General features: G+C 55.1%; 14 protein-coding genes and 2 riboswitches. Of the genes, 9 read left to right on the top strand and 5 right to left on the bottom strand.

The window, feature by feature from the left end:
• Window positions 1-20 precede the first annotated feature (20 nt).
• Window positions 21-96, bottom strand: a riboswitch (cyclic di-GMP riboswitch).
• A gap of 231 nt (window positions 97-327) precedes the next feature.
• Window positions 328-404: riboswitch (cyclic di-GMP riboswitch) on the bottom strand.
• A 117-nt stretch (window positions 405-521) separates the two neighbouring features.
• A complete protein-coding gene (gene htpG, locus KI809_RS02725) occupies window positions 522-2,468 on the bottom strand; it encodes a molecular chaperone HtpG (RefSeq protein ID WP_214169971.1) in 1,947 nt (648 codons plus the stop codon).
• Window positions 2,469-2,592: 124 nt separating this feature from the next.
• On the opposite strand from htpG, the gene KI809_RS02720 reads away from it, so the two are divergent.
• From KI809_RS02720 to KI809_RS02710, 3 genes are all read left to right on the top strand, one after another.
• A complete protein-coding gene (locus KI809_RS02720; RefSeq protein WP_214169970.1) occupies window positions 2,593-3,777 on the top strand; it encodes a sensor histidine kinase in 1,185 nt (394 codons plus the stop codon).
• A gap of 125 nt (window positions 3,778-3,902) precedes the next feature.
• Entirely contained in the window at window positions 3,903-5,381 is a 1,479-nt protein-coding gene (gene trpE, locus KI809_RS02715; protein WP_214169969.1) for an anthranilate synthase component I, read from the top strand.
• Window positions 5,381-5,950: an anthranilate synthase component II gene (locus tag KI809_RS02710; RefSeq protein WP_214169968.1), complete on the top strand. Its 570-nt coding sequence runs from the start codon at window positions 5,381-5,383 to the stop codon at window positions 5,948-5,950. The genes trpE and KI809_RS02710 overlap by 1 nt, the downstream gene beginning before the upstream one ends.
• A gap of 95 nt (window positions 5,951-6,045) precedes the next feature.
• Here KI809_RS02710 and KI809_RS02705 read toward each other — a convergent pair whose 3' ends face one another.
• On the bottom strand, window positions 6,046-7,764 hold the full coding sequence (locus KI809_RS02705) for a SulP family inorganic anion transporter (RefSeq protein WP_214169967.1): 1,719 nt from the start codon (window positions 7,762-7,764) through the stop codon (window positions 6,046-6,048).
• 30 nt (window positions 7,765-7,794) lie between these two features.
• A complete protein-coding gene (locus KI809_RS02700) occupies window positions 7,795-8,298 on the bottom strand; it encodes a MarR family winged helix-turn-helix transcriptional regulator (RefSeq protein WP_214169966.1) in 504 nt (167 codons plus the stop codon).
• Between the two features lie 214 nt (window positions 8,299-8,512).
• Between KI809_RS02700 and trpD the strand changes: the two genes are divergently transcribed.
• The 4 genes from trpD (at window position 8,513) to KI809_RS02680 (ending at window position 12,510) form a co-directional block, all read left to right on the top strand.
• The gene (gene trpD / locus KI809_RS02695) at window positions 8,513-9,571 is read left to right on the top strand and encodes an anthranilate phosphoribosyltransferase (RefSeq protein ID WP_214169965.1); all 1,059 of its coding nucleotides are present in this window, start codon (window positions 8,513-8,515) and stop codon (window positions 9,569-9,571) included.
• Window positions 9,572-9,574: 3 nt separating this feature from the next.
• Window positions 9,575-10,375: an indole-3-glycerol phosphate synthase TrpC gene (gene trpC / locus KI809_RS02690; RefSeq protein WP_214169964.1), complete on the top strand. Its 801-nt coding sequence runs from the start codon at window positions 9,575-9,577 to the stop codon at window positions 10,373-10,375.
• A 26-nt stretch (window positions 10,376-10,401) separates the two neighbouring features.
• On the top strand, window positions 10,402-11,757 hold the full coding sequence (locus tag KI809_RS02685; protein WP_214169963.1) for a TrpB-like pyridoxal phosphate-dependent enzyme: 1,356 nt from the start codon (window positions 10,402-10,404) through the stop codon (window positions 11,755-11,757).
• A gap of 141 nt (window positions 11,758-11,898) precedes the next feature.
• The gene (locus tag KI809_RS02680; RefSeq protein ID WP_214169962.1) at window positions 11,899-12,510 is read left to right on the top strand and encodes a phosphoribosylanthranilate isomerase; all 612 of its coding nucleotides are present in this window, start codon (window positions 11,899-11,901) and stop codon (window positions 12,508-12,510) included.
• A gap of 53 nt (window positions 12,511-12,563) precedes the next feature.
• On the opposite strand, the gene KI809_RS02675 is transcribed toward KI809_RS02680, so the two are convergent.
• A complete protein-coding gene (locus KI809_RS02675; protein ID WP_214169961.1) occupies window positions 12,564-13,841 on the bottom strand; it encodes a substrate-binding protein in 1,278 nt (425 codons plus the stop codon).
• A 248-nt stretch (window positions 13,842-14,089) separates the two neighbouring features.
• On the opposite strand from KI809_RS02675, the gene trpB reads away from it, so the two are divergent.
• Both trpB and KI809_RS02665 read left to right on the top strand, forming a co-directional pair.
• Entirely contained in the window at window positions 14,090-15,286 is a 1,197-nt protein-coding gene (gene trpB / locus KI809_RS02670) for a tryptophan synthase subunit beta (RefSeq protein WP_214169960.1), read from the top strand.
• Between the two features lie 331 nt (window positions 15,287-15,617).
• Window positions 15,618-16,235 carry a transglycosylase SLT domain-containing protein gene (locus KI809_RS02665; RefSeq protein WP_246559132.1) on the top strand — a complete coding sequence of 206 codons (618 nt, stop codon included), beginning with the start codon at window positions 15,618-15,620 and terminating at the stop codon, window positions 16,233-16,235.
• A gap of 108 nt (window positions 16,236-16,343) precedes the next feature.
• Here the strand turns inward: KI809_RS02665 and KI809_RS02660 are convergent, their stop codons facing one another.
• Window positions 16,344-18,101: a cytochrome C gene (locus KI809_RS02660; protein ID WP_214169958.1), complete on the bottom strand. Its 1,758-nt coding sequence runs from the start codon at window positions 18,099-18,101 to the stop codon at window positions 16,344-16,346.
• Window positions 18,102-18,349 lie beyond the last annotated feature (248 nt).

The following is an 18,349-nucleotide window of genomic DNA, read 5'->3' as shown; positions in this document are numbered from 1 at the left end:
GGGGCCGAATGTGAGGGTATTTCGGCATCCCGGCTGTCTCTGAGAGACCCTTAGGCTTTCCGCCCCATCCTCGCGGATGGTTTAGTATTATCGTGTACCAAATGGGCTTCGCCAAAAGTTCATCTGCTGCGTTACGCTCTGCCTTCGTCGTTGCGACGTAGCCTATGGCTACGACTCATGCCTCAGACTTCGCAAGCCTTGCAGCTGGAGCTTTTTGCTGTGCCTTGGATTCAGGAAAAAAGCGTCTGCATTTTCCTCCTTGTTTGCTGTCGGTTTTGCAACCCAAAAACAAAAAAGCCGGGTCGCCTGTCATATCTGGTTGGATATTTCGGCGACCCGGCTGTCTGCTTGAGACCCTATGGGCTTTCCGTCCCATCCTCGCGGATGGTTTAGTATTGTCGTCTATCGGTGAAACCGTTGCTTACGTTTTTGTAAACTTTACTTTAATGAACGAATCGGTGTCAAGCCAAAAAATGTGCGCACCTATCGCAAAAGGTAAAAATGCCTGTAAAATTGCCGGCTCAGCCCACCAGTCCCTTGCCGTCGGCAACCATCAGCTCCGAGACCAGCCGGGTGAACCTGAGTGGGTCCTTGATTGGTGACCCTTCGGTCAGGAGCGCCTGGTCGAAAAGCAGCTCGCAATAGTCCGCCAGGCGCGGGTTTTCTTTGTCCTTCTCAAAAAGTTTACCCATGACGCTAACGATCGGGTGGTCCGGGTTCAGCTCCAGGACCCGTTTTGATTCCGGGATGTCCTGGTTCATCGCCTTCATGATCCGCTCCATGTTGGCGTTGATGCCGTATTCGTCGGCCACCAGGCAGCAGGAGCTGTCGGTCAGCCGGCTGGAGAACCTTACTTCTTTGACCCGGTCCTCAAGCTTGCCTTTGATGAAGTCAAGCAGTGAGCCGAACTGTTTCTTGGCTTCTTCGCGTTTCTGCTCGTGTTCCTTCTTCTCTTCTTCGGTGTCGAGTTCCAGGTCGCCGCGGTCGACGGCCTTCAGTTTCTTGCCGTCATACTCGTGGAGCGCCTGGGTAACCCACTCATCAACCGGGTCGATCAGGAACAGCACTTCGTAATCCTTCTTGCGTAACGCCTCCATGTGGGGCGAATTCTCTACTGCCTCGCGTGATGTACCGGTCTGGAAATAGATCTCCTTCTGCGTTTCCGGCATCCGCTCTACGTATTCCTTCAGGGAGACGAAGCTGCCGGGTTCGGTCTTGGAGCTTTCAAAGAGCACCAGTTCCTGGAGCTTTTCTTTGTTGGCGTAGTCGAAATGGAGACCTTCTTTTAATACCGGGCCGAACTCCTTGTAGAACTTGAGGTACTCCTCATTCTCCTTTTCCTTCATTTCGGCAAGCGTTGCCAGGGTCTTGGTGACCAGGCTCTTCTGGATCCGCTTGATCTCCACATCCTGCTGCAGGATTTCGCGGGAAACGTTGAGCGGCAGGTCGCTGGAATCGACCACCCCTTTCATGAATCGGAGCCAGTCCGGGAGCAGGTCCTCGCAATGATCGGAGATGAACACCCGCTTTACGTAAAGCTGCACCCCTTTTTTCTGGTCCTTGTAGAAAAGGTCGAATGGCCGGTGCGCAGGGATATAGAGGATGGAGCGGAACTCGCTGGTCCCTTCAGCCGAGTAATGGATGGTTTTCAGAGGTTTGTCGTAGTCGTGCGATATATGTTTGTAGAACTCCTCATACTCATCATCAGTGATCTCACTCTTTGGTCGGGTCCAAATCGCCTTCATTGAATTGAGGGTCTCTTCGGTGGTGGTCTCGATGTCGCCGCCACCCTCGATGACCTTGCCGTCAACCCCTTTGACCGGCTCCTTGCGGGTGATATCCATGCAGATCGGATACTGGACATAGTCGGAATATTTCTTGATGATCGATTTGATCTTCCATTCCTCAAGGTATTCTTTCATCTCTTCCTTGAGGTGCAGGGTGATAGCTGTGCCGCGGCTTTCCTTGGTGCAATCCTCGATGGTGTAGGAGCCATCGCCAGTCGATTCCCAGCGGCAGCCGGCAGCCGGGTCGCCTGCCTTGCGAGTAACGATCTCGACCCGGTCGGCAACCATGAACGACGAATAGAACCCAACGCCGAACTGGCCGATCAGCTCCGGGTTGTTGGCCAGGTTCTGCCCCTTGAGACTCTCCATGAACGCCTTGGTGCCGGAGCGGGCGATGGTGCCGATGTTCTCCTCAACCTCTGCCATGGACATGCCGATGCCGTTATCGAGAATGGTGAGGGTGCCGGCGGTCTTGTCGGGGACGATCTTTATTTTCCAGTCAGTATTCCCCTCCAGCAGCGATTCATTGGAGTGGGCCTCGAAGCGGACCTTGTCCACGGCATCGGATGCGTTAGAGATAAGCTCGCGAAGAAATATGTCACGGTTGGAATAGAGTGAGTGGATTACCAGGTCGAGCAGTTGTTGCACCTCGGTCTGGAACTGTTTGGTCGATTTGGACATGTGCTTTCTGGTTCCTCCTGCGTATTTTTGTATAACAGTGGACAAACATAATCATCGCTGCTGGGAATTGCAAGAGGAGATGGTATATTTATATTCTTTAGCCGAACAATATCGGTCTTTCAGGATGATTCGAGCAGGTCCTGTTAGCGCCACGGTAAAGGTAGTTGTGGAAACTCTGAATCATTTCAGCGCTTTTTTAACTATGTCCCGAGTTGGCAGGAGGTGCGATACCATTGTCGCTCTCGTGCTGATGTCGCTTCAGTTCCCTGTGCCGTATGTCTTTGGTGCCGGCCTGCAGGAAGGTGTTGCTTCTGCGAAACCGCACGAAATGGTCTGCGAAAATTCCCCGGCCCTTTTCTGGGGGATATTCGCGATTGTAGGGTTTCTTGTCACCATAATAGCATTGCTTGTCTATGTCTCGATTGTTCGCAAACGCGCAGCGCGGGCACTTGAGGAAAAGACCTTGGAACTGGAAGAGCGCGTTCAGGAGCGAACCAGTCAGCTGTTAGAAACCAACCGCATTCTCACGGAGGAGATCAATAGTCGTGCTGCGGCGCAAGAGGAGATCAGCTGGTTGAATGAGGATCTCCAGCGCCGGACCCAGGCGTTGGAAAATGCCAATAATGAGCTTGAGTCATTCAGCTATTCGGTGTCCCATGACCTTCGGGCTCCGCTCAGGCATATAGAGGGGTTTTCCCGCCTGCTGATGGAAGAGTGCGAGGGAAACCTTGATGAACATGGCAAGGAATACCTGCATCGAGTGTGCAAAGCCACCAAGCGAATGTCAATGCTCATCGACGACCTGCTGAACCTGTCAAAGGTTACCAGGGGCGGCATGAACTGCCAGTATGTCGATATAACCAAGCTGGGGAACGAGGTTGTCTCTGACCTGCGCGAGCTGCAACCGGAACGGCAGGTTGCCTTTACCATAGGAGAAGGGATGACGGCCTGGGGTGATCTTCACTTGCTGCGCATCGTCCTGGTTAACTTTTTGGGGAACGCCTGGAAATACACCAGCAAAAACGATGCGGCAGCTGTTGAGTTCGGCTGTAAGACTGAAGATGGCGAGCAGGTCTTTTTCGTCAAGGACAATGGGGTCGGTTTTGACATGACCTATGCTGACCGGCTTTTCGGAACCTTCCAGCGGTTGCACCATGCCAATGAATTCGAGGGGACTGGCATCGGTCTTGCCACGGTGCGCCGGATTATCAGCCGGCACGAAGGCCGGACCTGGGGCGAGGGTCAGCCCGGAATCGGCTCGACCTTCTATTTCACTCTTCCGCTGAAAATCGGCGCAGAACATCCCTGAAGCGGCTTGCCCGGCCGGTCTTGACACTCCCAACCCGCTGTGATACCTTAACCCGTCCGGGAGAGGCTCTCCTGGCCGATTCATTACACATTCCCCAAGCTGTCCTGCCTGTTACGGAGATCCTCATGTATTACCCCGATTTTGCCTCATTTCAGGGGCTTTCGTCTCAAGGGAACCTGATCCCGGTGTACCGGGAGATCATGGCCGACCTCGACACACCAGTGTCGGCGTTTCGCAAGATCGATGACGGTCGTTATTCCTTTCTGCTGGAGAGTATCGAGGGTGGGGAAAAATGGGCGCGCTACACCTTTCTCGGCTCAAGCCCGGAGGTAATCATCAGGACCCGCGGCACCACCGTGGAGATCATTGAAAACGGTGCGCCGGTCAGGAACCTGCAGACCGCCGATCCGCTCGGTTTTGTCCGCGATCACCTGGCAAGGTTTACTCCGGTTGAGGTCGAGGGGGTTCCCCGGTTTTTCGGCGGTGCCGTCGGCTATCTCGGCTATGACATGGTGCGCCACTTCGAGCGGCTCGAATCTGATAAGCCGTCAGTCATAGGCGCTTGGGACTCTTACTTTGTCATTACCGATACCATTCTCATCTTCGACAACATGCGGCAGAAGATCAAGGTGGTCTCCAACGTACATCTTGACGATGCAATATCTCCGGCAGAGGCCTATGCCGGGGCAGTCGCCAAGATCGACGCCATCATCGCCAAGCTCAAGGCCCCTGCAACCCAGTGTGGTTGTCGCAATAGCGCAAGCAAGGTCGAATTTGTCTCCAATGTCACCAGGGAACAGTTCGAGCAGTCAGTAACCAAGGCCAAGGAGTACGTCCGCTCCGGCGACATCATCCAGGTGGTGCTGTCGCAGCGGTTCTCCGGTGAACTGACCGTTGATCCGCTCGATATCTACCGGGTGCTGAGGACCCTCAACCCCTCTCCCTACATGTTTTTTCTCCGCCTCGAAGATACAGTTGTTGTCGGGGCCTCGCCCGAGGTCATGGTGCGCAAGGAAGGGGAGCTGGTTGAGCTGCGTCCCATAGCCGGGACCCGGCCGCGCGGCGCAACGCCGGACGAAGACCAGCAGCTGGCTGATGAACTACTGGCCGATCCCAAGGAGTGCGCCGAGCATGTCATGCTGGTGGACCTGGGCCGGAACGATCTCGGCCGGGTCTGCACAACCGGCACAGTTAAGGTTTCCGAGCTGATGGTCATTGAGCGCTATTCGCACGTGATGCATATTGTCTCCAACGTCCAGGGAGAACTGGAGGGTGGCAGGGATGCCTTTGACCTGGTGAGGGCCACCTTCCCGGCCGGGACCCTTTCCGGAGCCCCCAAGGTCAGGGCAATGGAGATCATCGATGAGCTGGAGCCGGTGAAGCGGGAGATCTACGGCGGCGCGGTTGGCTATTTCTCGTTCTCCGGCAACATGGATCTCGCCATTGCCATCCGGACCCTGGTGGTGAAGGACGGCAAGATTCACCTCCAGGCCGGTGCCGGTATTGTTGCGGATTCCGACCCGGCTGCCGAGTGGCAGGAGACGGTCAACAAGGCGATGGCAGTGATGCGGGCCATAGAAACCGCTGAGAAAGGGCTAGACTGATGCTCCTGATGATCGACAACTACGATTCCTTTACCTACAACATCGTCCAGTATTTTGGTCAACTGGGCGAAGAGGTGCAGGTATTCCGCAACGACCAGATTTCGCTGGACGAGATCGAGCGGCTGGCGCCACAACGGCTGGTGGTCTCACCCGGACCATGTTCGCCCGAGGAGGCCGGCATTTCGGTTGCCGCCATTCGCCACTTTGCTGGCAAGATCCCGATCCTGGGCGTCTGTCTGGGGCACCAGTCGATTGGCGCGGCCTTTGGCGGCACAATCGTGCGTAGCTCCACGCTGATGCACGGCAAGACCTCGCTAATCCACCACAACGGCAAAGAGCTGTTCGCAGGGCTTGCCAACCCGTTCAATGCCACCCGCTACCACTCCCTTGTGGTCGAGCGGAGCAGTTTTCCCGATTGCCTGGAGATCACCGCCTGGGTGGAAGAGGGGGAAATCATGGGGCTCAGGCATCGCGAACTGCCGCTCTGGGGGGTTCAGTTCCATCCGGAATCAATCCTGACCGAAGGTGGCATGGATATCCTGCGCAATTTCCTGGAGATGACCGCCTGATAGCAGCCATCTGAACGCTGCCGAAACAATAAAGCCGCCTCTTCCGTTACGAAGAGGCGGCTTTTTGCTAATCATCTGTCTAATAGATTAAGGTACTATCCGGGCGCTACGGCCAGGTCTTCGGCAAACTCATCGCCAATCCCGCCAAACCGCTCCTGGATGCTCTCGGCCCTGCTCAAGGCGGCGCGGATGTTGGGGAGGATGTTCCGGGCGCCGATGATCCTCGGCAGTGCCGAGGTATAGATCAGCCGTTTTGCCTGTCCCCTGCTGCCACACAGGATCAGGTGCTTGCCGGCGGCATGGAGCCTTTCGTAGAACTGCTCTATGGCGTACAGGCCGGTGGCGTCTATGGCGGTCATGTAGCGCAGCCGTAGGACCACGATCGGTCCCAAGGTATCAACGTCGGTGTCCAGCTGGTTCAGCTTCTCGGCAGCACCGAACAGGAACGGCCCCTGGATGTGAAAAATGCTGACATAGGGCGGGATGATATAGTCCTGCACGATGTGGGTTTTCCCTTGTTCCATTGCCTCGACGGTCAGCGGGGCAACCACTGTGGTCCTTGATACCTGGTAGATGTAGAGGAGCGCCGCCAGCGTCATCCCCACTTCAACGGCAATGGTTAGGTCTGCTGCGACAGTCAGCATAAAGGTGATCAGCCAGACCGTGATCTCCTTGCGCTCCAGACGGACGATGGTCTTGATCTCGCGCCATTCCCCCATGTTGTAGGCCACGATGAACAGCACCGCGGAAAGAGTGGCCAGCGGGATGAATGCGGCGAGTTTAGCGGCAAAGAGGATAATGCAGAGCAGCGTCACAGCATGGATCATCCCCGAGACCGGGGTGCGGGCGCCGGAGCGGATGTTGGTTGCAGTCCGGGCAATGGCCCCGGTCACCGGGATCCCGCCGAAGAGAGGCACCGTGAGATTGGCAATCCCTTGGGCGATCAGCTCTACATTGGAGTTATGGCGGTCGCCGCTCATGGAGTCTGCCACAACCGCTGACAGCAGACTTTCGATGGCGGCCAGCAGGGCAACCGTCACTGCCGACGGGAGTAGCGGCATGACCAGGTCCATGCGGAGCAAAGGCAACTGCATCTCCGGAAGACCGGTTGGAATCCCGCCGAATCTGCTACCGATGGTTTCCACGGGGATATTGAACATGGCTACGCAGATGGTGGAAGCGGTGAGGGCAACGATCGATCCGGGGATCCGTTTCGTGAATCTCGGAATGACGATCATTACCAGCAGCGAGGTCAGGGCAAGAACAACGGTTGTCAAATCGGTTTTGCCGATGTTGCTGAAGATCAGCACCATTCTCTCATAAAACTCGCCCGGTACCTGACCGATATTGGTAATGCCCAGGAAATCCTTGATCTGGGTCGAAGCGATCAGCACCGCGATGCCGTTGGTGAAACCGATGATGACCGGTCTAGGTATGAATTTCACGGCGTTGCCAAGCCCGGTAAGGCCTAGAAACAGCAGGATTATCCCCGCCATCATGGTGACCATGAGCAGCCCCGATAAGCCGTGTTTGGCTATGATCGAGGCAATGACCACGACAAAGGCGCCAGTCGGACCCCCGATCTGCGTCTTGGAACCGCCAAGAGCAGAGATCAGAAAACCGGCAATCACGGCGGTATATATCCCTGCCTGCGGCGTTACTCCTGACGAGATCCCGAAGGCCATTGCCAGGGGCAGGGCAACCAGGCCGACAGTAAGTCCCGAAGTGAGGTCCGCGGCAAAAACCTTATCATTGTAACCTTTCATACACTCTACTGATTTGGGGAGCCAGCGGCTCCAGTCAAGCATCTTCATCAAGCTCTTCTCCTGAGTGTTGCTGTTGCCTCATTTTCTCTTTTTCTTGGGGAGGTTGACCTCGGTGGTGCCGATCAGGGTTGGTGGCAGCCCGCTTGCGTCAAGGATCTGAGTAAGCTTGTCGAGGCCGTGGTAGATGATGGTAAGCTCCGGGAGGTTCAGAGACTCCAGGCCGTGCGTGATCTTGTTTGAGGCGACTTCCGGAGAGGTCTCGACAAGTTCCCGGCCTTCATCGGTCAGGGTAACTTCGACGACCCTTCGGTCTCCGGAGGAGCGGGTACGAGTGATCAGTCCGCGCTTTTCCAGGCGGTCGAGAATGCCGACCGTGGTTGCCGGATGCAGGTACATCATTTTAGCCAGATCAGAGACCCTCACCGGCGCTGATTCGAAGATGACCTTGATGGCCCAGACCTGGGGGCCGGTCAGCCCGGTTTCCTTTTCCACTTTCTTTGATTGTTCGTTTACTACCTGGAAGACGCGCCTGATGTTGTCCATGATCTCAGCGACCATGGACTCTGAGGTAGGTTTCGCCATAAGCTTGAGGATATCCTTGTAATTAATTTGTATAGAAATTGGTTTAGTACAAATCATTTTGACACAAATATATTTCAAGTATCAACATCTAAATTAATGAAAATCCTGATGCAGTAATCTATTATCTCTGTGCGAGTTCTTGATTTTTCGGGCCGAAACTGATAACTTCCGGCTTTCTTCGTTTGATCTGACACGATATTTTCAGGGGACGAAAATGATAAAACAGGCAATCGCCAAAGTTGTGGAAAAACGGGATCTCTCTGAAGGTGAGATGATCGAGGTGATGGACCAGATCATGTCCGGCGCGGCAACTCCAGCGCAGATCGGCGCGTTCATTACCGCCCTCAGGATGAAGGGGGAGACCATCGATGAGATCACCGGCGCCGCCAGGGTAATGCGGGAGCGGGCAACACCGATCAGGGTCGGCAAGAATGTGCTGGACATTGATCGCGACGAGATCAACATCGATCAGGAGACGATCCTGGATGTTGTCGGCACCGGCGGCGATTGTACCAACACCTTCAATGTCTCCACTACTGTCTCTTTTGTGGTATCGGCATGTGGCGTTAAAGTCGCCAAGCATGGCAACCGCTCCGTATCGTCACTATGCGGCAGTGCCGATGTCCTGGAAGCTCTTGGAGTCAATCTTGACGTGACTCCGGAAGTGGTAGAGCGTTGCATAACCGAGATTGGTATCGGTTTTCTCTTTGCTCCGGCGCTGCATGGCGCCATGAAACATGCCATCGGTCCGCGGCGTGAGATCGGCATCCGGACCATTTTCAATATACTCGGCCCACTGACCAATCCGGCAGGCGCCGATTGCCAGGTCATGGGGGTTTACAGCGACGAGCTAGTGGAAAAGCTTGCCGGGGTTCTGAAAAGGCTCGGTTGTAAGCACGGGTTTGTGGTCCATGGTGGTGATGGTATGGACGAGATCACCCTGACCACCGAGACCAAGGTTGCCGAGGTTACCCCCGACGGGATTTCCGTTACGTTAGTCAGGCCGGAAACCTTCGGCTTGCCCTCCTGCTCTATGGATGACCTCCGAGGTGGCGATGCCAAGGGGAATGCGGTGATAGTGCGCGCGGTCCTGGCTGGCGAGCATGGGCCGAAGCGGGATGTGGTGCTGCTGAACGCCGCCTATGCCCTTATGGCTGCGGGGATGGCAGAAAACCAGATGGCCGGAATTGCACTGGCCATTGACGCTATCGATTCGGGGCGCGCCCTGCGGCAGCTTGAACGGCTCGCGGCCATAACCAGTGAAGTGCGGTGATGAATGACTGATACTCCGGATATCCTGAAAAAAATAGTTGAACATAAAAAGACCGAAGTTGCTGCGGCCAAAGCGGCAATGTCTCTGACCGTACTCAAGGGGCACCTGTCGGATCGCGAGGACCAGCCGCGCGGTTTTGCCAGGGCATTGCGCGATGCCACTGCATCAGGGTGGACAGCGATCATTGCCGAGGTGAAAAAGGGTTCTCCCAGCAAGGGGTTGATCCGCGCCGATTTCGACCCGCTTGATATTGCCTCGACCTATCAGGACAATGGGGTTACCTGTATCTCGGTGTTGACCGACGAGAAGTTCTTTCTCGGCCATCTTCGCTACATTGCCCTGATCCGGGAACAGGTCGGCCTGCCGCTGCTGCGCAAGGATTTCCTGTTCGATCCGTATCAGATCTATGAGGCATATGTGGCCGGAGCCGATGCGGTCCTGCTGATCGCCGCAATGCTCGAACTTTCGCAGATGCAGGACCTGGCGGCTCTGGCCGCTGAACTGCAGCTTGACGTCTTGCTGGAAGTTCATGACGAGCGGGAACTGGAGCTGGCGCTGCAGACCGACTGCGGCCTGATCGGGATCAATAACCGTAGTCTCCATACCTTTGTCACCGATCTGGCCACTACGGAACGGCTGGCGCCGCTGGTGCCTAATGACCGGCTGGTGGTTGCCGAGAGCGGCCTGAACTGTCGCGCCGACATCGAACGGCTGCAGGCTGCCGGCGCCAAGGCGTTTTTGATCGGCGAGTCGCTGATGCGGGAAGAGGATATAGGGTTAAAACTTCAGGAACTGTTAGGGTAATTAATTTTCAATAGAGAGGTAACGCCATGGACACGAAGATCTTGCTCCCAGAAGACCGGATTCCGAAGCAGTGGTACAACATTATCCCGGATATGCCCGGCCCTCTGGCGCCGGTAATCCACCCCGGCACCCTCCAGCCGGTGACCCCGGACGACCTGCTGCCGCTGTTTCCCATAGGATTGATCGAGCAGGAGGTTTCGCCCAATCGCTGGATCGACATCCCGGACGAGGTGCGCGATATCTATCGGCTCTGGCGGCCGTCGCCGCTTTTCCGGGCGCATCGCCTGGAAAAGGCGCTCGGCACTCCGGCAAAGATCTATTACAAGTATGAAGGCGGCTCACCGGCTGGCTCCCACAAGCCAAATACCGCCATTCCCCAGGCATACTACAACAAGATCGCCGGGACCAAGCGGATTGCCTCTGAAACCGGCGCCGGCCAGTGGGGATCGTCCATTGCCCTGGCTTGCCAGATGTTCGGTCTGGAGTGCACGGTCTACATGGTCAAGGTATCATTCAATCAGAAACCGTACCGTAAGAGCATGATGCAGCTTTGGGGGGCCGAGGTGATTGCCTCCCCGTCAGACCGCACCAATGCCGGCCGCGCCATACTGGCCGAGCATCCTGACAGCAACGGCTCCCTGGGGATTGCCATCAGCGAAGCAGTGGAAGATGCCGCAACCCGCGAAGACACCAGATACGCTCTCGGCAGCGTATTGAACCATGTCTGCCTGCACCAGACCATCATCGGCCTGGAAGCCAAGGAACAGCTGGCCATTGCCGGAGATTATCCGGACGTGGTCATCGGTTGTCACGGCGGCGGCTCGAACTTTGCCGGAATCGGTTTCCCGTTCGTCGCCGACAAGGCCAACGGCAAGAACATCAGAATCGTGGCCATGGAGCCGACCAGCTGCCCGACCCTGACCAAGGGGGTTTACGAATTCGATTACGGCGACACGGCCAAGATGGCGCCGATATCAAAAATGTATACCCTTGGTCATGACTTCATGCCGCCGGGAATCCATGCCGGTGGGCTTCGCTACCACGGTGCTTCGCCGCTGGTCTCGCAGCTCGTGCATGCCGGGGTTGTTGAAGCACTGGCTGTTCCGCAGAACGCCTGTTTCGAGGCAGCAGTACTCTTTTCCAAAAGCGAGGGGATCATTCCGGCACCGGAGTCGTCACACGCCATCCGCGGCGCCATTGACGAGGCGCTCAAGGCCAAAGAAGAAGGGAAGGAGCGGGTGATCCTGTTCAATCTTTCCGGTCACGGCCACGTTGACATGACGGCGTATGACGCCTATTTCAGCGGTAAGCTGGAGGATTATGAATACCCGGAAGAGGCGATCAAGGAGTCGTTGACGCATCTTCCGAAGGTAAGTTTCTGAAACGCGGCTTTTGCGCAATCTCGTTGTTGCCCTTCATCGCGGAACAGTCAACGTACTCTAGTACGCCTCCTGTTCCGCTCTTCGGGCGCCTAGAGCTTGCATCAAAATCCACGTTTCCGGATAGTCAATACTGGTAAAGACATGGTCAAAGTCAAGATTTGCGGGATAACAAATCATGAAGACGCGCTTGCGGCAATAGACGCGGGTGCGGATAGCCTCGGCTTCGTGTTCCACGAGAAGTCGCCGCGCAATGTCTCGCCGCAAAGGGCAGCGGCAATTATTGCCAAACTGCCCCCATTTGTGCAGACGGTCGGCCTTTTTGTCGATGCTGACGTGGAGCGGGTCAACTGGGTGGCCGATTTCTGCGGGCTCGACCTGGTGCAGCTGCACGGCGATGAAGATCCGGATTACTGCCCCGAGATTCGGCGGCGGATTATCAAGGCATTTCGGGTAAAGGATGCCGCAACCCTGAAAACGCTTGCTAGGTACCAGGTGGCCGGGTATCTGCTCGATGCCTGGTCGCCGTCTGCCCATGGTGGTACCGGCACGAGCTTTGACTGGTCGCTGGCCCGGGAACTGGCCGGCAATCGACCGATCATTCTAGCGGGCGGATTGACGCCGGAAAATGTCCGGGATGCGCTGGATATTGTCCGCCCCTATGCTGTTGATGTCTCCAGTGGTGTGGAGGCTGCGCCTGGCAGGAAAGACCCGGACAAGATCCGGGCGTTTATCAGGGCAGTAAAGGGATATTAACGCAACCAGGCCTGCAAAAGCAGGCCTGGCAGTTGAACCCTGTCATTGTCAGGTTATTTCTCGGTATGATACTCGTCAAGGGCCGGCGGCATTCCGATCACATTCCTGATTTCGCTCCACTCCTTGAAATCCACGGCAGCATCATCACCCTTCATGACACTGATTACCTTGAAACAGTCCTGCTGATACTTGCTCTTTTTGACCTCGCTTGCCTTCTTGCATCTCACAGTATAGACCGACTGTACGGATTGGTGATCCCAGTCCCGCCAGTACTGCTCATCCTTGACCCCAACATACTTGTGTCCCTCAAGGGCCTTGATAACGGCCTTGGTCTCGAAAGTTCCGGCTCTCTCCACCGCATCCTTGTATTGATGAAGGATAATGTAGGCGGAAGCCCCTGAAGTGGTTGGATAGCGCTTATATTTGGCCTCGAAATTCCTGACGAATGCTATCCCTTTTGGATAATTGTTCGCCATCGGTACACTCCAGATCCAGGGGATGGTCCCGACAATTCCCTCCATTGCTTCGGGGCCTGCTCCCTGGGCCATATCATCATTGAGATTGGGGACAATGATCTGCATCTTATTCTTGAGCCCCATCTTGTGGGCCTGTTTGACCGCTATCTCCATGTCGCGGCCAAAGAGTGACAACACCAGCACCTTGGCCTTACTGTCCCTGGCCTGGGCAAGGGCCTTGCTGAAATCGGTAGCGCCGAGCGGAGTGAGAACTTCAGGGTGCTTGTCAACATCCGTGGTCGATGATACTGCTCGTATCACCGACTCGGTTGTCCAGCCCCAGGTGTAATTGGAGGTAATATAAAAGAACTTTTTCCCGGAAAAGTTCTTCTTCAGATAACTCTCCAAGGCCTTTGCCGCAAAATACGAGTCATAGCATTCCCTGAAAATGTGACGATGCCCGTACTCTCCAGTAGTTTCGGTTGAATAGGTCAATGTGCCGAAAAAAAGTTTGTTCTTCTGCAGCGCAACCTGTCCGGTCTCGATCGCCTCGGAACTGGCAGAACCGCCGAATATCATAGGGACCCCTTCCTTGTCATACAACTCCACGGCATTCGCCTTGGCAATCTTGGCGTTCGTCTTGGTATCCCTGTAAACCAACTGAACTTTTTCCCCCAGGATACCCCCGGCGGCATTGATCTCCTCAGCCGCGAGTTCAGCTGCCCTGCGCTGGTCAAGTCCTTGTTTTGCATAGGATCCTGTCTCTGGATAATTCAAGCCGATCTTTACGGTTTCCTGAGCGGCAAACGTTGTTAAAGGGGAGAATAGCAGGAATAAACAACAGATAATCAACTTGTTAAGCATAGACAATTGCATGTATTCAGTCTCCTTTTCAAAAGTTGTTTTAGTGTATCAGTAAACAAATCATTCTCAAGCAGTCGATATCGTTTGCGATAAATGGTAAGTAATTGTCAGTAACTGTATGCAAGCTCCTCAATGGATATGAGAAGTTTTCTGAAATCTTTGACTCTCGGTTGCTTTGGTCTTGTAATGTTGCTAGTATGTTGCCACCTGCGCCAGCAGATGAATTCTGACCAATATATCTTCAGAGCAGAGGAATTAGTATGTCATTACCCGATAAGAACGGTCATTTCGGAAAGTTCGGCGGACGCTACGTCCCTGAAACGCTCATGCCGGTGTTGCTGGAGTTGGAACAGGCATACCGTAACTACCGGAAAGATCCGGAGTTCAAGGCCGAGTTCGACTATTACCTGAAGCAGTACGTTGGCAGGCCGAGTCCGCTCTATTTTGCCGAAAACCTGACCCGGAAGCTTGGCGGGGCCAAGATCTACCTGAAGCGGGAAGACCTGAACCACACCGGTGCCCATAAGATCAACAACACCATCGGCCAGGGTTTGCTGGCCAAGCGGATGGGGAAGCGGCGGGTGATAGCTGAGACCGGGGCCGGGCAGCATGGGGTGGCAACCGCCACCATTGCGGCACTGTTTGGCATGGAGTGCGAGGTGTTCATGGGCGAGGAGGATATCCGGCGCCAGGCGCTGAATGTCTTCCGGATGAAACTGCTGGGGGCGAAGGTTACGCCGGTCACTGCCGGCACCGCCACTCTCAAGGACGCCATGAATGAGGCACTGAGGAACTGGGTGACCTATGTTCATGATACCTTCTACGTCATCGGCACCACCGCAGGTCCGCACCCGTATCCCGAGATGGTCAGGGACTTTCAGTCGGTGATTGGCCGCGAGGCCAAGGCGCAGTTCAAGAAGGCGGAAGGCGGCCTGCCCGATGTCCTGGTGGCGGCGGTCGGCGGCGGCAGCAACGCCATGGGACTGTTCTACCCGTTTCTGAACGACAAGGATGTGAGAATGGTCGGGGTTGAGGCTGCTGGCTTCGGCATTCCCACCGGCAAGCATGCCGCACCGCTCTGCGCCGGGCGGGTCGGCGTTCTCCACGGCAACATGACCTATCTCTTGCAGGACAGCCATGGCCAGATTGCCCATGCCCACTCGATTTCCGCCGGGCTTGACTATCCGGGGGTCGGGCCGGAGCACGCCTGGCTCAAGGACACCGGCCGGGCAGAATATGTGTCGGTCACCGACGATGAGGCGTTGGCAGGTTTCAAGCTCCTCACCGAGACCGAGGGGATACTGCCGGCGCTTGAATCGTCCCACGCAATTGCCCATCTGGTAAGGCTTGCGCCGCAGCTGGCCAAGGATAAAACAATCATTGCCTGTCTCTCTGGAAGGGGTGACAAGGATATTCATACAGTGGCCGAGGCAATGGGCGTAGTTTTACATGGTTAGCGTGATGATAATTGTCTAACTAGTTGAAATGAGGTAGTAAAATAAATAAAACGTTTGACATGTAACGATAACTAAAGTATAACGTTGCAGCCTGTCAGAAATGCAGGCAAAGAGAAAGGCTCCGGAGGAATAGGGGCCTTTTGGCGTTTCTGAAGTTATATGTTGGGTAACTGCTTTATATTACAAGGGGAAAGGGGGATTTTAGCCGGAATAGGAACAGCGCAACAGAGGGCCCGAGGGGCCGTCCGGCAAAGCCGATAACACTGACCAAATCTTACTTATGAACAGAAAAACACTTTATGGATGCTTCACAGTATTTGCGGGGATTCTGATGGTTGTCGGAGTCTCCTCGTGTAACCGTGCGAACCTGGTGCAGCAGGCCCCACAACCGGTGGCCGCCGTTGATACGGAACTGGACCTGGAGATTCGCAGAGTAATGGAAAAAGGGAATTCGCTTGAGGAGCGGAAGGCCCAGATTCCTGCGATAGCAGCGGCATTTGCCCGCCGGACCGACCCGGAGCGGGCGCGGTGGCTGGCAGCGCTCTGTTATTTAAAAACGCTGGGGACCAAGTTTTCGCCCATTGACATTGCCGAGATAGCCTTGGTGGAGACAGGCGGTCACGGTCTTTCGGGCAGAGCGGTTTCCCACAAAGGGGCACTGGGCGTTTGGCAACTGATGCCTCATCGTGCAGCAAGCCATGGCTACTCTCCGGAAGAGATGCTGAACGACGAGAAGTGCGCCGAGGCTGCAGTGAGGGAGCTGGCGAGCAAGCTGGCAATGGCCAACGGCAATCTGGTTCGGGCAAAGAAGCTTTACTGCGGAGTCGGTCCACAGGCCGACGCCTACGAGGTCAAGCGCCGCCAGATTCGCAAGGAGATCCTGGCTGATATCACCAAGGCCGCTCCGCAACGTGCCGAGCTTCGTTACCGGATCGAGAGGCCATCATAACTTTATAAGCTGGGAATATGCAGTTTTTTGATATTTTACGTTGTCCCATGACAAATGCCCTCCAGAAACCTTTTTCCGGAGGGCATTTTTGCGTTTTAGGGGAAGAAGTCAGCGGATCAGGTATGCTATTGCTAGGTTTCGATAATTGCCGCGATAGGCCGCCGGCAGGATTCCCAGTCTTGTTGTTGCCGGCAAGCCGAGAATTGCTGATGCGACATCGTTGTTCATGGTGCCGTCGTTCACCCAGTCGAGGGAATCGTAGATCAGCTTGCGCGTATAGGCACTGTTGTGAGCAAAAGCTCCGGAATCGCCTTTTAACGCCTCAAAGTTGAACGAAGCTCCCATCGTGTCGGCACCGGTTGCGCCTCCGTATGCAGATGCCCATTTGGTGGTGTAGGTGTAGCTCTTCACGGTGCTGTCGGGATTGAAGGTTTCTCCGGAGATAATTTTGGTCCCAATGGTAGGTCTGACCTTCTGCAATTCATAGAGAGCGGTAAGTGCGGCCAGATATCCGGTTTTCTTTTCCTGAAGGGTCTCCGGTGACCAGGCAGTGACACCGACATGGCATTTAATGCAGGCAGTTCCGGTTATCTGGGTGATTACTCCTTCACTGTCGATTGTGACCGGCAGAAACAGGTGGCTTTCACTGCTGCTCATGTGACAGGTTATGCACGGTCCACTGGAACCGGTTCCCTGAAAATTGCCGAGACCAATATTGTCGTGCTGGAATGTCACCGGCTGGGTATAGCTGCGTCCCAGATGGGTGTATTCGTAGCCTGTGGCTTGGAATAGTGAGCCACCTGCTACGAAATCATGGGCGTTAATCCGCGCGACGTTATCGAAGTTCAGCCCAGCGGCGGCAGCATCTTTGATGAGTTGGCCGATTGCTCTTCCGGAGTGGCAGACAACGCAGAGATTGGACGTCCCGGCATCAGGAAAAATAAACGGGTTGTTATTGATCCTGACGCTCGGGAAGAGGGTGGTTGCAGCAGCTGCCCTGCTGGAAGGGGCTGCGGAATAGTTATAGTAGACTCGTATCCCTCCGCCGTTAAAGGATACCTGTCTGACTTTAAAGCTATATGCGTTGCCGTTGCCGTCGTCATGGCAGGCAGGGCAGGCTAGTGTCTGTTTCGATCGGTCGCCCGCCGTAAGCTCAGCTGCTCCCCATGGTGACACATTTGTTAATCCCGAGGTAACATAGTTTATATAGCCTGTCGCGGTATGACACCTGACGCAACTGCTCTGGAAAGTGGTCTCTATCGGTTGCGTCGTGCCTCTGGACTTGAAGTCATATCTGTTCCAGGGTGTTGCCAGACTGTCGCCCTTGCCGCTTGCTGCCCACTGTTCGTTATAGGTAAAGTATTTGGACGGATTATGCGGGTCATGGCAGGACCGGCATTTCCCCTTGAACTGGGTGCTGACGAAAGCCGCCGTCACATTGCTGAAATGGGCACGACCAACGGTGGGGTCGATGAATGTCGGACGAGTATGGCATTTGTCGCATTTCAGGGCCCGGTCCGGGTTATGCTGCACCAGCGGGCCGCTGGCCGGGATTCCACTGCCATGACAGGTATTGCAGCTGTTAGGGTGCCCGGCCTCCGGTTCGTGGCAATCGCCGCAACTGGCACCGCGACCCGAAAAGTTGGCACTGCTTGCGGTGTTATGGGATGAGAGTTGCCAGGCATCGGTTATTCGCTCGTTGGTGACAGAGGAAACCGCTGTGGACTCATGGCAGTTAATGCAGTCTTGAGATGCCTCAAGGGTGGAAACTGGCGAAATATTGGGAGCTGAGTTGCTGCCGCAGCCGGAGATAATGAGAGTAAAGAGGAAAAGAATGCCTAATCCCCTGATGTTGTGAACTGCCATGCATTCTCCTTGTTGGTGCAGCGTGAGCTTAAATGCGATGATCGTGCAAGAAAGGTATCGGCCCTGACTTTTCATTACTTAAGTTTATGCTAACATGTACCATGACTTGATTTTGGGGGCTGTCAAGATACGAGCACATTTTACTGCCGATTCTGGAAAATGCAAAAAAAATGGCTCTCTCTCAAAGGTTGCATTAAAACTTTTCCGAGTTGCTCCGATACGGGTAGTTACTGCAGGTAGAAAATTAT

This window comes from Geoanaerobacter pelophilus (genome assembly GCF_018476885.1).
Lineage (GTDB): Bacteria > Desulfobacterota > Desulfuromonadia > Geobacterales > DSM-12255 > Geoanaerobacter > Geoanaerobacter pelophilus.
Note: the sequence above shows the minus strand (reverse complement) of the source record. Positions and strands in the feature narration are given on the sequence as shown.

What these genes read in the sequence shown, in the direction of transcription:
- htpG (WP_214169971.1), bottom strand. Translation starts at nt 2,468, where the DNA reads ATGTCCAAATCGACCAAACAGTTCCAGACCGAGGTGCAACAACTGCTC.
- KI809_RS02720 (WP_214169970.1), top strand. Translation starts at nt 2,593, where the DNA reads ATGATTCGAGCAGGTCCTGTTAGCGCCACGGTAAAGGTAGTTGTGGAA.
- trpE (WP_214169969.1), top strand. Translation starts at nt 3,903, where the DNA reads ATGTATTACCCCGATTTTGCCTCATTTCAGGGGCTTTCGTCTCAAGGG.
- KI809_RS02710 (WP_214169968.1), top strand. Translation starts at nt 5,381, where the DNA reads ATGCTCCTGATGATCGACAACTACGATTCCTTTACCTACAACATCGTC.
- KI809_RS02705 (WP_214169967.1), bottom strand. Translation starts at nt 7,764, where the DNA reads ATGAAGATGCTTGACTGGAGCCGCTGGCTCCCCAAATCAGTAGAGTGT.
- KI809_RS02700 (WP_214169966.1), bottom strand. Translation starts at nt 8,298, where the DNA reads ATGGCGAAACCTACCTCAGAGTCCATGGTCGCTGAGATCATGGACAAC.
- trpD (WP_214169965.1), top strand. Translation starts at nt 8,513, where the DNA reads ATGATAAAACAGGCAATCGCCAAAGTTGTGGAAAAACGGGATCTCTCT.
- trpC (WP_214169964.1), top strand. Translation starts at nt 9,575, where the DNA reads ATGACTGATACTCCGGATATCCTGAAAAAAATAGTTGAACATAAAAAG.
- KI809_RS02685 (WP_214169963.1), top strand. Translation starts at nt 10,402, where the DNA reads ATGGACACGAAGATCTTGCTCCCAGAAGACCGGATTCCGAAGCAGTGG.
- KI809_RS02680 (WP_214169962.1), top strand. Translation starts at nt 11,899, where the DNA reads ATGGTCAAAGTCAAGATTTGCGGGATAACAAATCATGAAGACGCGCTT.
- KI809_RS02675 (WP_214169961.1), bottom strand. Translation starts at nt 13,841, where the DNA reads ATGCAATTGTCTATGCTTAACAAGTTGATTATCTGTTGTTTATTCCTG.
- trpB (WP_214169960.1), top strand. Translation starts at nt 14,090, where the DNA reads ATGTCATTACCCGATAAGAACGGTCATTTCGGAAAGTTCGGCGGACGC.
- KI809_RS02665 (WP_246559132.1), top strand. Translation starts at nt 15,618, where the DNA reads ATGGTTGTCGGAGTCTCCTCGTGTAACCGTGCGAACCTGGTGCAGCAG.
- KI809_RS02660 (WP_214169958.1), bottom strand. Translation starts at nt 18,101, where the DNA reads ATGGCAGTTCACAACATCAGGGGATTAGGCATTCTTTTCCTCTTTACT.